Origin of the sequence: Rhodanobacter ginsengiterrae, assembly GCF_050026815.1 — a bacterium.
Classification (GTDB): domain Bacteria; phylum Pseudomonadota; class Gammaproteobacteria; order Xanthomonadales; family Rhodanobacteraceae; genus Rhodanobacter; species Rhodanobacter ginsengiterrae.
In genome coordinates this window covers 227,428-242,211 of sequence record NZ_JALBWO010000057.1, presented here as the reverse complement: position 1 = coordinate 242,211, position 14,784 = coordinate 227,428, and the positions used below count along the sequence as shown (strand labels likewise).

Sequence of the window (14,784 nt, the reverse complement as noted above, 5' to 3'; positions counted from 1 at the left end):
TCTCTTCGTCGGCAACGCGCTTCATGCCGCGACGTCGTGCGACATCGGTGTTCGCCATGGGCGCGCTGCTGTGTGTCGCTGGCTGCTCCTCGAAATCCGGGCCGCCGCCAGCCGCCGCCGACACGCCGCAGAACGTGACGATGACCGCGGCGCAGCGCCAGCACATTCACCTGCTCACCATCGCGCCGGCCAGTTTTCATCGTGCGATCGAGACCACCGGCGTGGTGGATTTCGACAACGACCAGGCGACCAGCGTGCTGGCGCCGTTCTCCGGACCGGTAGCGCGACTGCTGGTGGCGCCGGGCGACAAGGTGCATCAGGGACAGCCGCTGGCGCTGGTGGATTCGCCGGACTTCTCCGCCGCGATCGGCGCCTATCGCAAGGCGTTGATCGGTGCGCAGAACGCGCGCCGCCTGGCCGACGCGGACAAGGACCTGGTGCAGCACGAAGGTGTTTCGCGACGCGAGGCCGAGCAGGCGCAGACCGACGCGGCCAGTGCCGAGGCCGATCGCGATGCCGCGCTGCAGGCGCTGGTGGCGCTGGATGTCGATGCGGGGACGCTCAAGGCGCTTCAGGCCGGCCACACCGTTGCGCGCGTTCAGGGCATCATCCGTGCACCGGTCAGCGGCACTGTGGTCGACAAGCTGATTACCCCCGGACAACTGCTGCAGGCGGGCACGTCGCCCTGTTTCACCGTTGCCGATCTGTCGAAGGTGTGGGTGATGGCGCAGCTCTCGATGGCCGAGCTGGCCGACATCAGGGTGGGCGATCCGGCGCAGATCGATAGCGGCACGACGGGACATGCGCTGGCGGGCGCGGTGGACAACATCGCCGCGGTGGTGAATCCGGATACTCGCGCGGTCGCCGCGCGCATCGTGGTCGACAACCCTGAGGGCGTGCTGCGCAAGCAGATGTACGTGCGCGTGCGGATCCAGTCGCGCCAGGCCGGCCAGGGCTTGCTGGTGCCGGCGTCGGCGCTGCTGCGCGATGACGACAACCTGCCGTTCGTCTACCTCGTCCAGCCTGACGGCAGCTTCGCGCGCCGACACGTCACCCTGGGTTCGCGCACGGGCGACGACTACCTGGTCGGCGACGGCTTGAAGGCGGGCGACCGGATCGTGGTCGACGGCGCGATCTTCGTGCAGTTCATGCAAAACCAATGAGCGACCATCTGCCGCCCATGCCGCCGCGCGCGGCGTCGCTGATGAATCGGATCGTCGGTGCCTCGCTGGCGCAACGTTTTCTGGTCGCGCTGCTGGTGCTGGTGCTGGTCGGCGCCGGCGTGCATGCGCTGCATCGCCTGCCGGTGGACGCCTATCCGGACCTGTCGCCGCCCAGCGTCGAGATCGTCACGCAGTGGCCCGGCCATACCGCCGAGGAAGTGGAGCGGCTGATCACGGTGCCGGCCGAGCAGGGCATGACCGGCATTCCGAAAACCGACAACACCCGCTCGATCTCGCTGTACGGCCTGTCGGTGGTGACGCTCACCTTCGACAACGGCACCGACAACAACTTCGCACGTCAGGAAGTGTTCAACCGGCTGGGCGATCTCGATCTTCCCGACGGGGTGAAGCCGTCGGTATCGCCGCTGTCGTCGCCGTCGGGGCTGATCTACCGCTACGTGCTGCAAAGCTCCGATCGCTCGCCGATGGAGTTGAAGACGTTCGAGGACTGGGTGGTCGAGCCGCAGTACCGCACCGTGGCCGGCGTGGCCGACGACTCGGGTTTCGGCGGCGGCAGCATGCAGTACCAGGTGCTGCTCGATCCGGCGAAGATCGCCGGGGTCGGGCTCACCGCGCAGCGGGTGCAGGCCGCGCTGGCCGCCAACAACGGCAATGCCGGAGGTGGCTTCTATTCGCAGGGCGGGCAGTTCTACTACGTGCGCGGCGTCGGTCGGCTGCAGACGCTGGAGGACATCGGCAACGTGGTGCTGGCGGTGCACGACGGCAACCCGGTGCTGGTCAAGGATGTCGGTCGCGTGGTGATCGGCATCGCGCCACGGCTGGGCCAGTTCGGCTTCGAGAAGCAGGACGACGCGGTGGAGGGCGTGATCTCGCTGCGCACCGGCGAGAAGACCCAGGACGTGCTGCAGCGGGTCGAGGCGAAGACCAAGGAACTCAACGAGCAGATCCTGCCGAAGGACATCAAGGTCCATCCGTTCTACGACCGCAGCGACCTCGTCGCGGTGACCACCCAGGTGGTCAAGGACAACCTGATGCGCGGCATGTTGCTGGTGGTGGTGGTGCTGATCTTCTTCCTGTACGACGTGCGCGCCGGGCTGATCGTCGCGGTCACCATCCCGCTGTCGCTGCTGGTCGCCTTCATCGGCCTGGATCTGCAGGGCGCCTCGGCCAACCTGTTGTCGATCGGCGCGATCGACTTCGGCATCCTGGTCGATGCGGCGGTGGTGATGGTGGAGAACATTTACCGCCAGCTTGCCGATCGCGAGGGAACCAGGTTCAACCTCATCGAGGTGATCCGCGATGCGGCGGCCGAGGTCGACCGTCCGCTGTTCTATGCGGTGGCGGTGATCGTGGTCAGCTTCCTGCCGATCTATGTGCTGTCCGGACCATCAGGCACGCTGTTCAAGCCGATGGCGGACACCATGGTGTTCGCGCTGATCGGTTCGCTGGTGATCACCCTGACCCTGTTGCCGGTGCTGTGTTCGTGGTTCATGCGCAAGGGCGTGCGCGAACGGCGCAACCGCGCGTTCGAGGCGATCAAGTCGGTCTACATCAAGGGGCTGGATTTCTGCCTGGCCCGCGTGTGGCCGACCACGATCGCTTCGGCGCTGCTGCTGGGCCTGTCGCTGCTGCTGATTCCGCGCATCGGCGCGGAGTTCATGCCGCACCTGGACGAAGGCGCGCTGTGGGTGCGTGCGACCATGCCGTACACCATCTCGTTCGACGAGTCGGCGAAGATCACCCCGCAGATCCGCGACATCCTGCGCTCGTTCCCCCAGGTCACCACGGTCGCCTCGGAACTGGGCCGGCCCGACGACGGCACCGACTCGACCGGCTTCTTCAATGTCGAGTTCTACGTCGGCCTGAAACCGTATTCGCAATGGACCGGTGCCTACCGCACCAAGGCAGCGCTGACCGCGGCGATCAACAAGAAGCTGCAGAGCTTTCCCGGCATCACCTTCAACTACACCCAGCCGGCCGAAGACGCGGTGGACGAGGCGGAAACCGGCCTGAAGAGCGCGCTGGCGGTGAAGGTGTTCGGTGCGGACCTGAACACGCTGCAGCAGAAGGGCAAGGCGATCAAGCATGTGCTGGAGCAGGTGCGCGGCATCCATGACGTGACCCTGGTGCAGGAGCTCGGCCAGCCCAGCCTCAGCATCACCATCAAGCGCGCGGCGATCGCCCGTTACGGCCTGAACGTGGACGACATCAACGGCCTGATCCAGACCGCGATCGGCGGCGACGTGGCGACCCAGGTGATCCAGGGCGAAAAGCAGTTCGACCTGGTCGTGCGGCTGGATCACCAGTACCGCGACAACGCCGAGGAAATCGGCAACATCCTGGTGGCGACGCCGGGCGGCCAGCAACTGCCGCTGAAGGAATTCGCCGATATCGCCGTGACCAACGGCGCCTCCTTCATCTACCGGCAGGACAACTCGCGCTACATCGGCGTGCAGTTCTCGGTGCAAGGACGCGACCTCGCCGGCGCGGTGGAGGATGCGATCAGCCAGGTCAACGCGAAAGTGAAGCTGGCCCGCGGCTACCGGCTGGACTGGGGCGGCGAATACAAGGAATACACCGCCTCGCGCGCGCAGCTGAACCTGATCGTGCCGCTCACGGTGGGGCTGATCTTCCTGCTGCTGTTCACCCTGTACAGCAACTTCAAGTTTCCCTTCATCACCGTGCTCGGCGTGGTGCTGTCGGCGCCGGCCGGCGGCATCATCGCGCTGTGGCTGACCGGCACGCCGTTCTCGGTGTCGTCCGGCATCGGTTTCCTCGCCCTGTTCGGTGTCTCGGTGCAGACCGCGGTGGTGTACATCTCCTACGTCAACGAGCTGCGTCGCAACGGGGTGGAAGTGGCGCAGGCGATCCGCGAAGCGGCGATCCTGCGCCTGCGCCCGATCATGATGACGGCACTGGTGGCGGCGCTCGGCCTGCTGCCGGCGGCGCTGGCCACCGGCGTCGGCACCGATACCCAGCGACCGTTCGCGCTGGTCATCGTCAGCGGCCTGTTCACCCGCCTGCTGATCAGCATCTTCCTGATGCCGGCGCTGTACGCGATCGTGGCGCGACCGGACGACCGGCTGGAAGTGTGATCCTGGCGAAGCCGTGCCAGGACAGGCTTCGCTAACGCCAGAATCGCGACGACCACAGCCCGATGGCGGTCAGTGCCAGCACGACCGCCCATGCCTTCTCGCGGCGATGGGCGGCAGTCGCCAACAGCGCCAGCTGACTGGCGACGATGGCAGCCAGCAACAACAGCGCAAAGATCGCGCGGTCGCCGGAGGCGTCGTCGGGCGGCAGCACCATCGACGGATCCATCTGCCGCATCCAGGCGTACTTGTTGTCCGGCAGCGCGATGAAAACGAACACGCCCCAGGCAAACAACACCCAGGCGGCCAGCTTCGCGAAGAAGCGGATCTTGCCTGTCTTCATGGCAACAAGGTGCTGAAGTGCGGCCAGAACGTCACGATGGAGTTGTCATGGTTCATAGCTGTCCGATCTGTTCCATCGACCGAGCAATCGCGCAATCGTAGCTGCGATCAAACCACCAGTTTCAGTCTGTCGGCGTCGTGCCTGACTCGATGGCCTGCGCGAGGTTGTAAAGGATGCGCGCATCTTGCGCGTCCAGCGCATCGCCGCCCGTGCCGCGGAAATGGTGGTGGAAGCTGCGCACGGTGGCGGCGCGGTCGTCCAGCGGATAGCCGATCAGCGCCAGCGCCATCCATGGATCGAAGCCGGCTGGCGGATCGGTCAGCGCGCCTTGCGGCCAGCGGCCGAAGCCGGCGGCGGCGAGTTGCTGCCATGGGAACAGCGGGCCGGGATCGTCCTTGCGGCCGGGCGCGAAATCCTCGTGGCCGACGATCTGCGTACGCGGGATGTGCAGGCGTTCGGTGAGATCGGCGAGCAGGTGCAGCAGGCTGTCGATCTGCGGCTGCGCGAATGGCGTGGCGCCGTCGTTGTCCAGTTCGATGCCGATCGAGGCGGAGTTGATGTCGGTGATCGTGCCCCAGCGTCCGGAGCCGCCATGCCACGCGCGTAACTGGTCGGATACCAGCTGGTAGATATGGCCGTCGGCGCCGACCAGGTAATGCGAGCTCACCGGGCCGCCACTGTTTTTCGTGCGCAGGGTGTCCAGGCTCTCCTGCACCGAGTGCTGGTTGGTGAAGTGCAGCACGATCAGCACCGGTCGGCGGATGTCGTGGTTCGGCGAGGGCACCCAGGTCGCCAGCGGGTTGCGCGGCGGCGCGTGGACGCATGCCGTGAGCAGTGCGATCAGCGCCAGCAGCACGAGTCGACGCGGGAATGCGGATGATGAAAACAGCTTACGCATGTCGAGTGGTTCTCCGCTGCATCACTGCTGCAGGTACCGCGCGGCGATCGCCAGCGCGGTGCGGTACGGTTCCGGCTCGTTGCGGTTGCTGAGCAGGATCACCGTGAGGTGTTGCTGCGGCCAGCGCACGATCACGTTGCGGAAGCCGATGCTCTCGCCGGAGTGCCACAGGGTGTCGCCGGTGATGCGCCAGCCGTAGCCGTAGCTGGCCTCGTACGGCTCGCCGGTGACCTTCACGTGCGGGCTGAAGGCGAGCTTGCGCGAGGCGGCGCTGAGCAGGCGGTCGTCGTACAGCGCGGCGTCCCACCTGGCCAGGTCGTCGATCGAGGCATAGATGCCGCCGTCGCCGCGGGTGGCGCTGGTGACGCTCTGGTCGGTGCGCGTCCAGCCGCCGTTTTCTTCGCTGTAGCCGTAGGCGCGATTTTCCACCTCGGGGCCGCCGCGCTCATACAGCAAGGTGTGGTCCATGTGCAGCGGCTGGAAGATGTGCTGCCTGAGATACAGCGGCAGGCTGATGCCCGACGCACGCTCAACCACCAGGCCGAGCAGCACGTAGCCGGAGTTGCTGTAGCGGTAGGCCGCGCCGGGCGCGAAATAGGTCTTCGGCGTGGCGGACAGCAGGCGCAGCACGTCGTTGTCGCTGACCTGTCCGGTGGTGCCGGGCGGAATCAGGTCTTCGTAGTCGACCAGGCCGCCGGTGTGCGTCAGCAACTGGCGCAGGGTGACCGCGGCCGTCGTCTCCGGCAGCGAAGGCAACCAGCGGCGCACCGGATCGTCGAGCTTGAGCCGGCCGCTTTCGGCCAGCAGCAGGATCGCCGTGGCGGTGAACTGCTTGCTCACCGAGGCGAGCCGGTAGTTGGTGGCCGGCGTGGCTTTGTCTTCGTCCTCGAGATTGGCCAGGCCGTAGCTGCGGCGCACTATCGGCTTGCCGTCCTTGAGCACCAGCAGCGAGGCGCCAGGGACGTCGCCGGCGTAGCGTTGCATCAGCGCGTCGATCGGGTCGATCGGCTTGACGCCGGCGGAGCAGCCGCCGAGCAGGAGGATCATGGCGAAGCTTGCGAAAGGTTTGTACATGGAAGGTCGTCTCTCGGTAGGACGTGTAGGAGCGCACCCTGTGCGCGATGCTCTTCGTTACGTAACGGAAAGCATCGCGCACAGGGTGCGCTCCTACGGGTTATTGCACGGGTACGTCGTAGAGGGTGTGCGGGGTGGGTTCGGGCATGAGCGTGTAGTGCCACCACTCCATCGGGTAGTTGCGAAAACTTTCGCGCTGCATTGCGTCGCGCAGCAACTGGCGGTTGGCGTGTTGCTGCGCGGTGACATCGGGCGTGTCGGTGTGCGCGCGCACGTCGAAGAAATCGAAATCCGTGCCCATGTCCAGCGGCTGGCAGTGGCTGCCGTCGGCGGCGCATTGCTGCAGGGTGAGGTCGATGGTGGCACCGCGGCTATGGCCGGAAACCGCGGCGATGTAGCCATTCAACAAGGTCGACTTGTCCAGCCTGGGGTAGTGCCGTGGCTTGGTGCGCTGGTCGCCCAGGTCGTGCGCCCAGCGCACGAAGTGCGCCACCGCGCGGGCGGGACGGTAGCAGTCCCAGATCTTCAGGCGCCGGTGCTGCGCGCGCAGCTCGTGCTCGACCTTCGCCAGCGCCTCGGCGACCGGACGCAGCAGCAGACAGGCCGGGGCGAGATAGCCGTCCGCCGGCACGCCCATGAAATTGTCACTGCCGGCGTACTTGATGTCCTCGGCGATGTCCGGCACCAGGCTGCGGATGTCGACCAGGTTGGCAGCGGCGGCAGTCGTCGCCGGCGACAGGGTGGGCGGTTGCTCCTCGGCATGGGCGCGGCCGATGGCGCCGATGGCGCCGAGGGCGACGAGCAAGCCGAGCAGGAGCAGGGGACGGCGGGTCGAGGTAATCATCGGTGGCAATCCCCACGACGCTGGAAAGCCAAGTCTTCGTAGTCGGAGCTGAAATCGCCCTGCGGGTCGAGCTTGGCCATGCGCAAGGTGATCGGCTGGCTGGTGGTGGCCGCGTGGAAATCCAGCCACGCGTCCAGCTCGCCGCTGTCCCAGTGCACCAGGTAGCGGTCGCCCAGGCGCATCACCGTGCCGGTCAGCGTGGGCGACTTCGCGGCGGCGAAACGCAGCTTGCCGTCGCGCGGGCACAACGAGACATCGCCGAACCACGGGTCGCGGTATGCGCCGGTCCAGGAGGCCAGCTCCGCCGTGGTGGCCGGGCGCCGGGTCGAGGTGTCCGGCGCCGACGCCGATGGCGATCGCTGCTTGGACTGCCGCTCCAGCGCGTCGGCATACCAGCTCACGTCGCGCGGTTCGTCGGCTGCGGTGAAGTGCTTGACCAGCATTTCGCCGAGCACGGTGCGCGCATCGTCCGCCTCGCCGTTGATCATGAACACGAAGCCGCTCTTGCGGTCCGGCAGCAGCGCCAGCATCGAATACATGCCGTTCAAGGTGCCGGTGTGCCAGACCAGCCACTGGCCGTCGACGTCGGCCATGCGCCAGCCGTAGCCGTAGGCCATCACGTGGGTGTTGTCCCATGCACGGCGTTGTTCGGAAACGGGGATCAGCATGTGCGGCGCCTGCAGCACGCCGCGTTGCACCGGCGACAGCCACTCCAGCTGCGCCGTGCTGGGCACCAGCCAGTTGCGCGCCCAGGCCAGCATGTCGGTGAGGTCGCAGCGGATGCCGCCCGCGGCGGCCGAGGTGATCGCGGGAATCGCCGCGTCTTCGGGCATCGCCACGTTGCGGCCGTCCTCGCGGCGATGCGGCGTGGCCACGTCGCCCACGGTGTCGCGGTTCCACGCGCCGACCTGGCAGCGGTCCAGGCCCAGCGGCTCGAACACTTCGCGGCGCATCAGCGTTTCGTATGGCGCGCCGCCCGCGGCGGCGGCGACTTCGCCGGCCACCACGTAGAGCAGGTTGTCGTACTGGTATTGCGAGCGGAAGCTGTAGCCGGGCTTGATGAAGCGCAGGCCGTGGATGATGTCGGCGCGGGTGAACGCGTTCGGCTCGGGCCACAGCATCAGGTCGCCGCCGCCTTCGGGCAGGCCGCTGGAATGGGTGAGCAGGTCGGCCACGCGCATGTTCGCGGTGACCCACGGATCGTGCATGCGGAACTGCGGCAGGTACTTCGTCACCGGATCGTTCCAGCGCAGCTTGCCGGCATCGACGAGACGGCCAAGTAGCGCGGTGGTCATCGCCTTGCTGTTGGAGGCGATCTTGAACAATGTCTGCGGCGTGATCTTCTGACCCGAGCCGGCGATGGTTTCGCCGGCGGTTCGCACGTAAACGACCTTGCCGTTTTCGATCACGCCGACGGCGATGCCGGGCAGGTGATAGCGCGCGATGGTGGCGTCGACGATCCTGTCGTAAACGGGGTTGGCGGTTTGCGCCCTGACTGCTGCTGGCGCCAACAGCAGCGCAAGAGCAAGAGCACCACACCCCAACCCTCCCCTGCTTGGCAGGGGAGGGGGCAGGGCGCGGGATTCTTGTTGCAAGGCGCTTTGCTTCTGGCTCCTCCCCCTGCTGGCAGGGGGAAGTCGGGAGGGGGTAGCCGCGGCGTGCGAAAGAGCACCCTGCTGCGGCACTTCCCCGCCTGGTCTCAGTGGGGCCTCAGTGCTGCGCATGGCGTTCGACCTCGCCCCACACGCGCAGCAGGTTGCCGCCCCACAGCTTGGCGATGTCGGCGTCGCTGAAGCCGGCCTGGCGCAGCGCCGCGGTGACGTTGCGGGTTTCGCCGGCGTCTTTCCAGCCGGTGATGCCGCCGCCGCCATCGAAGTCGGAGGCGATGCCGACGTGGTCGATGCCGGCCACTTTCACCATGTGCCGGATCTGCTTCACGTAGTCGTCCAGGGTGGCCAGCGGGTATGTCTTCTGGATCTGCGCCATGCCGGCTTCCATCTCCGGCCGGTAGTCGTCGCTGTCGCTGTCGTATTCCTTCTCGCCGGCCTGCTTGGCGATCGCGTCCTGCAGTTTCTTCTCGGCCGCTTCGCGGCCCGGGTCCTTCTTCAGGAATTCCTTGTAGGCGACGGCGTCGATCACGCCGCCCTTGGCGGCGATCGCGCGCAGCAGGTCATCGGGCAGGTTGCGCGGATGATCGAGCACGGCGCGGGCGCCGGAATGCGAGGCGATGAGCGGGGTGCTGGATGCCTTGAGCGCGTCGCGCACACAGTTGTCCGAGGCGTGCGAGATGTCGACCAGCATGCCGAGCTGGTTCGCCCGCTTCACCACGGCGTGGCCGAATTCGCTCATGCCCTGGTCGCCGGGGCTGTTCATCGCCGGCTCGCCGTGTTTGGTGTCGGGCAGCGAGCTGGTGCACAGGTCGTTGTTGCCGACGTGGACCAGGCCGACCGAGCGCGCGCCGCGATCGAAGGCGGCGTCGAGGCGGCGGATGTCGTGGCCGAGCGAGTAGGCGTTCTCGATCTCGATCGTCGCCGAGAGCAGGCCGGCCTTGTGGTTGGCCATCAGCTGTCCGGGCGTGGTGGCCAGGCGGATGCGGTCGGGATACTGCATCAGCATGCGGCCGATGCCGTCGTATTTCTGGCTGGCCTGCTGCACTGCCTTGGCGTAGCCGGCGGCGTCCAGCTTGTGCTGCGGCACCCAGATCACGAAGAACGCCGCGTTGAGGCCGCCGCGTTCCATCTTGCCCAGGTCGACCAGCAGGCGGGTGTCGTGGCCGACGTCGAAGCGCGGCTCGCCCATGTAGTTGAAGGGAATGTCGACATGGCTGTCGATGGTGATGGGCGGGTCCTGCACGGCCGGACCCGGTGCAGCCTGGGCCGATACGGCGCTGCTGCCGGCCAGTGCGGCGAGCAGGGCGAAGCGGAATGTGCTCTTCATGCGGTCTCCCAGTGTCGGGCCGGCTGTTCGCCGGCGATCATTTCCTCGAAGTGCTGGCGACGCCGCACCACCGCGTAGCGGCCGTTCTGCAGCATGACTTCGGCCGCCAACGGCCGCGAGTTGTAAGTGGACGCCATCGACGCACCGTACGCGCCGGTGGCCCTGATCAGCAACAGGTCGCCGGCCTCGCACTCGGGCAGTTCGCGCCCGCGCGCGAAGGTGTCGCCGGTTTCGCAGACCGGGCCGACGATGTCGTAGGTGGTCAGCGGTCGGCCCTGGTCGATGACCGGCACGATGTCGTGCCAGGCGTCGTAAAGGCTGGGCCGCTGCAGGTCGTTCATCGCCGCGTCCAGCACCAGGAACTGGCGCTGCAAGCCCGACTTGATGCGTATCACGCGGGTCAGCAGCACGCCGGCCTCGGCGACCAGGTAGCGGCCGGGTTCCAGCAGCAGGCGGCCGTGGTAGCCGGCCAATGCTTCGCGGACCACGCCGATGTAGTCGGCGGCGGCCACCGGCTGGTCGACGCCGTCGCGGTAGCACACGCCCAGCCCGCCACCGACATCAATGCTGCGGATCGGATGGCCGGCCTGCTCCAGTTCGTGCCAGAACGCGGCGACGCGCTGCAGGGCGAGACGGAACGGATCGAGGCTGAGGATCTGCGAGCCGATATGCACGTGCAGGCCATCGAGCTGCACATGGTCGAGCCGGTCGGATCCGGTGAACCAGAGTCGTGCCTCGTCGATGCTGACGCCGAACTTGTTCTCCGACTTGCCGGTGGAAATCTTCGCGTGGGTCTGCGCATCCACGTCGGGATTGATGCGTACCGCGGCGCGCGCCACGACTTCCTGCGCATGGGCCACGCGCTGCAAGGTGAGCAGTTCGTCGTGCGATTCCACATTGAAGCGCTGGATGCCGACATTCAGTGCGCCGGCGATTTCATCCGCATTCTTGCCGACGCCGGAGAACACGATGCGGTCGGCGGGAATGCCGGCATGCAGCGCGCGGCGCAGTTCGCCGACCGAGACGATGTCGGCGCCGACGCCGGCGTTGGCCATCAGCTGCAGAATGGCGAGGTTGGAATTGGCCTTCACCGCATAGCAGATCAGTGCGTCCTGGCCGACCAGGGCCGCGTGCAGTTCGTCGATGCGCTGGCGGATGGCGCTGGCCGAATAGGCGTGCAACGGCGTGCCCAGGCGCTCGGCCAAATGCGCCAGGTCGACGCCATCAAACAGGCGCAAGCCGCCCTCCGCGGGTCGGTCCGGCTGCGGCGTCGCCGTGCGACTGGTCTGCGTGGACATGGCTTGAGGTTCTTTCGACTGAAAAGGGGCTAAAAAAAGAGCGGCCCGCCAGTGGGCGGGCCGCGATCGGGGAGGTCGATCAGAAGTTGATGGACATGGTCAGCTGGGTGAAGCGCGGCGACTGGAAGCCAAGCGGCTGGCGGAACGTGCTGCTGGTCTCGTTGGAGATGTCGGTCTGCAGGTCCTGATCCACCTGGGTGGTGCGCTTCTCGTTGAGCAGGTTGTAGACCGCCAGCTTCACGCGGAATTCGCCGCCGTCGAACGGCCTCACGTAGCTGAGGCCGGCGTTGAGGTTGTAGGTCCACGGCAGGCGGCCGTACTTGCCGCGCGGCGAGCGTTCGTAGACGCGGTCCTCGGACGTCGGCGAATCGCAGTTCTGCACACAGATGAAATAGCTGTGATAGTTGGTGCCGTCATAGGGATTGCCCACGCCGAAGCCGGTGATCGGGCCGCCGGAGGCCACGTTGAGGTCGGCGCCGAGCTGCCAATGCGGGGTGAGTGCATAGGTACCGCGCAGCTTGAACTGGTGACGGCGGTCGTTAGGCAGATAACCGTCACCGCCAAGGTTCACCCACGGATCGTCGAAGTTCTCGGTGCGCCCGGTGTCGTCGAAGTTGGTGTCGGAGTTGACCGGGCCCTCCGCATTGCCGCGATTCCACGACATCGTGTACGACGCGTTCATCGACCACTTCTCGTCCCACGCGCGATTCAACTGCAGCTCGACGGCGGCATAGGTGCGCTTGGGCTTCACCCAGCCACGCTGGCCCAGGTAGTTGCCGTCGGCGTCGTACATCGCCCAGCCTTCGTTCGAGGTATCCACCGTGAGATAGCCGTCCGCAGTGCCGTCGCAGTTGGTGTCGCCCCATACGGTGACTTTCTGGCCGGGGTTGGCCATCACCCAGCCGATGTAGCCGTTCTCGCCGCATTGGGCGGTGGCGCTGATCTCCATGTCGTCGATCGCGTTGTGCAGGCGTCGATAGGTGGCGCTGACACCCCATGACCAGCTGTTGCTGATCAGCTGCTGGAAGCCAAGGATCGCCTCGTCCTGGTAGACCGGGTCCATGTTCTTGTCGACTTCCGAACGCAGGTCACCGACGGTGCCGTCACCCTGCGAATTGTCGACCGCCCCGACCTGCGGACCGAGTTTCGGCGTCGCATATTGCACCCCGTTGAGAGTCTGGATGTCCCAGCCATCGAACGCGTAGTAGGTACGCTCGTCAAGCAGGCCGCCGGCCTGCTTGATGTTGATCACGTTGGCCACCGGCAGGTAGTAGCGGCCGAGGTTGCCGAACACCTTGGTGCTGCCGTCACCGTTCATGTCCCAGGAAAAGCCCAGTCGCGGGGCGATCTGCCGGCTCATCTTGATATAGCTTCTGCCCGCGGCGTCCTGGTTGTCGAAGCTGTCGTTGCGCACACCGGCATTCAGCACCAGGTTGGGCGTGAGCTGCCAGTTGTCCTCGATGTAGTAGGCGGCATTCTTGGTGGTGAAGGTGCCCGAGATTTCGTAGCGGCGCGCACGCACGTAGGCGTCGTAGCCGGCCGGCAGCACGCCGCCGTTGGGGATGGTGGAGCCGGCGCTGGCCGCGTAGAGGTTGTAGTAGTACGCGCCCGGTCCGGCGTAGTAGCGGCTGTAGTCGGAGGTGTCGTTCTCGTGGTCGTAGCCGAAGCGCAGCAGGTGGTCGCCCAGCGTCCATTCGAAGTCGGCGCGCGCCTGCTTGCGGACGTCGTTGCGGTCATAGACGGTGGAGTTGCTGGTGCAGCCCAATGGCACCCCGGGGTCATGGATCTGCTTGAACGCGTTGTTGGCCGAGACGTAGTTGCAACCGAGGTCCAGCTGCGAGCGCGTGAAGGCCTGGCGCTCGTTGCGACCGTACATCAGCTTCATCGACAGGTCGTTGGTGAGGTAGCTGGTCCAGGTCAGCGCCCAGTCCTTGCCGCCGGTATCGCTGAATACCTTGTTGGTGAGCTGTCCCGTGGTGTTGTTGTCGTAGTTGTAGCTGTAGACGTCACCGGTGTTCTTGTTCTTGTCGGAGAACGCCATCAGCTGCAGCACGTTGCTGTCGGTGATGTTCCAGTCGATCGTGGTGCCCCAGAAACCGGTATCGGCGCTGTTGGAGGTCAGCGTGTCGCCGGCGTTGTTGGTGTTGCGTGGGGTGCTGCCGCGCGCCTCGTACATCGCGAAGATGAACAGCTTGTCCTTGATGATCGGGCCCGAGGCCCAGACGTTGGTTTTCACCAGCGAGTCCTGATCGCGGCTGGCGGTGAGGTAGCGATGGCCGCCTGCGTCATAGTGGTCATCCGCGCGCGAGTGCCAGTTGCCCGGCTCCAACGTGATCTCGACGCCGCCCTTCAACTCGTTGGTGCCCGAACGCGCCACGGCATTGACCACGCCGCCGGTGGTGCGGCCGAACTCCACCGAGTAGCCGCCGGTCTTGACCTGGAACTGGTCGTAGAAGGCGAACGGTGCCTCGGAGAAACCGTTGCGGTTGTAGAAGTCGGTGACGTTGAGGCCGTTGACGTAGAACGCGTTCTCGGCGATCGACGAGCCACCGAAGGAAATGCCGCCGAAGCTCGCCGTGCCCTTCACCACGCCCGGCGCCAGCAGCGCGACCGAGGTGACGTTCTGGTCGACCGGCAGCCGCACCAGTTCCGCGCGGGACACATTGGTGGCCGATTCGGTGGAGGTCACGTCGATCACCGGCAGGCCGTTGCCGACGACCTGGATGGCTGACAGATCGGTGGCGTTCGGGCTGGCGCCCAGATCTAGCGTGGTGGCGTTGCCGAGGCTGACGGTGACGGTGCGCGACTGGCCCAGCGGCTGGCCATTCACGCTGGCGCTGATGGTGTAATCACCGACCGGCAGGAACGGAAAGCGGTAATTGCCCCGCTGATCGGCGGTGATCGTGCGGGTCAGGCCGGTCGCCGGGTTCACGGCGGTGATCACCGCGCCCGCCTGGGCGTGACCGACCACCGAGCCGTCGTTGTTGCCGGCAAATGCCGCCGGTACCGCCAACGACCCCAGGCCAAGGCCCAGCGCCATGCAAAGTACGGTTCTGCGCAAAGTGCGACTGCTGCTCATTTCCCCATCTCCCCATCGACGCCGTCGATGCCATG

General features: G+C 66.4%; 10 protein-coding genes. 2 read left to right on the top strand and 8 right to left on the bottom strand.

Annotation, left to right across the window (positions count from 1 at the left end; all coding sequences use genetic code 11):
• Window positions 1–23: 23 nt before the first annotated feature.
• Together ACQGNJ_RS16105 and ACQGNJ_RS16100 are read left to right on the top strand one after the other, a co-directional pair.
• Entirely contained in the window at window positions 24–1,163 is a 1,140-nt protein-coding gene (locus ACQGNJ_RS16105; RefSeq protein ID WP_426690260.1) for an efflux RND transporter periplasmic adaptor subunit, read from the top strand.
• Window positions 1,160–4,279 (top strand): efflux RND transporter permease subunit, encoded by a 3,120-nt coding sequence (locus ACQGNJ_RS16100; RefSeq protein ID WP_426690259.1) that lies wholly within the window; start codon window positions 1,160–1,162, stop codon window positions 4,277–4,279. The genes ACQGNJ_RS16105 and ACQGNJ_RS16100 overlap by 4 nt, the downstream gene beginning before the upstream one ends.
• A gap of 31 nt (window positions 4,280–4,310) precedes the next feature.
• Here ACQGNJ_RS16100 and ACQGNJ_RS16095 read toward each other — a convergent pair whose 3' ends face one another.
• The 8 genes from ACQGNJ_RS16095 to ACQGNJ_RS16060 all read right to left on the bottom strand — a co-directional run bounded on the left by ACQGNJ_RS16095 (window position 4,311) and on the right by ACQGNJ_RS16060 (window position 14,749).
• A complete protein-coding gene (locus ACQGNJ_RS16095) occupies window positions 4,311–4,619 on the bottom strand; it encodes a hypothetical protein (RefSeq protein WP_426690258.1) in 309 nt (102 codons plus the stop codon).
• Between the two features lie 121 nt (window positions 4,620–4,740).
• On the bottom strand, window positions 4,741–5,517 hold the full coding sequence (locus ACQGNJ_RS16090; RefSeq protein WP_426690257.1) for an N-acetylmuramoyl-L-alanine amidase: 777 nt from the start codon (window positions 5,515–5,517) through the stop codon (window positions 4,741–4,743).
• A 21-nt stretch (window positions 5,518–5,538) separates the two neighbouring features.
• Window positions 5,539–6,591 (bottom strand): serine hydrolase domain-containing protein, encoded by a 1,053-nt coding sequence (locus tag ACQGNJ_RS16085; RefSeq protein ID WP_426690256.1) that lies wholly within the window; start codon window positions 6,589–6,591, stop codon window positions 5,539–5,541.
• A 100-nt stretch (window positions 6,592–6,691) separates the two neighbouring features.
• Window positions 6,692–7,435 (bottom strand): M15 family metallopeptidase, encoded by a 744-nt coding sequence (locus ACQGNJ_RS16080; RefSeq protein WP_426690255.1) that lies wholly within the window; start codon window positions 7,433–7,435, stop codon window positions 6,692–6,694.
• Complete coding sequence (locus ACQGNJ_RS16075; RefSeq protein ID WP_426690254.1) at window positions 7,432–8,946, bottom strand: serine hydrolase; 1,515 nt, start codon at window positions 8,944–8,946, stop codon at window positions 7,432–7,434. The genes ACQGNJ_RS16080 and ACQGNJ_RS16075 overlap by 4 nt, the downstream gene beginning before the upstream one ends.
• Window positions 8,947–9,145: 199 nt before the next feature.
• Window positions 9,146–10,372: a dipeptidase gene (locus tag ACQGNJ_RS16070; RefSeq protein ID WP_426690253.1), complete on the bottom strand. Its 1,227-nt coding sequence runs from the start codon at window positions 10,370–10,372 to the stop codon at window positions 9,146–9,148.
• Window positions 10,369–11,670 carry a diaminopimelate decarboxylase gene (gene lysA / locus ACQGNJ_RS16065; protein WP_426690252.1) on the bottom strand — a complete coding sequence of 434 codons (1,302 nt, stop codon included), beginning with the start codon at window positions 11,668–11,670 and terminating at the stop codon, window positions 10,369–10,371. Before lysA ends, ACQGNJ_RS16070 begins: the two co-directional genes overlap by 4 nt.
• Before the next feature lie 79 nt (window positions 11,671–11,749).
• Complete coding sequence (locus tag ACQGNJ_RS16060; protein ID WP_426690251.1) at window positions 11,750–14,749, bottom strand: TonB-dependent receptor; 3,000 nt, start codon at window positions 14,747–14,749, stop codon at window positions 11,750–11,752.
• Between the last annotated feature and the right edge of the window lie 35 nt (window positions 14,750–14,784).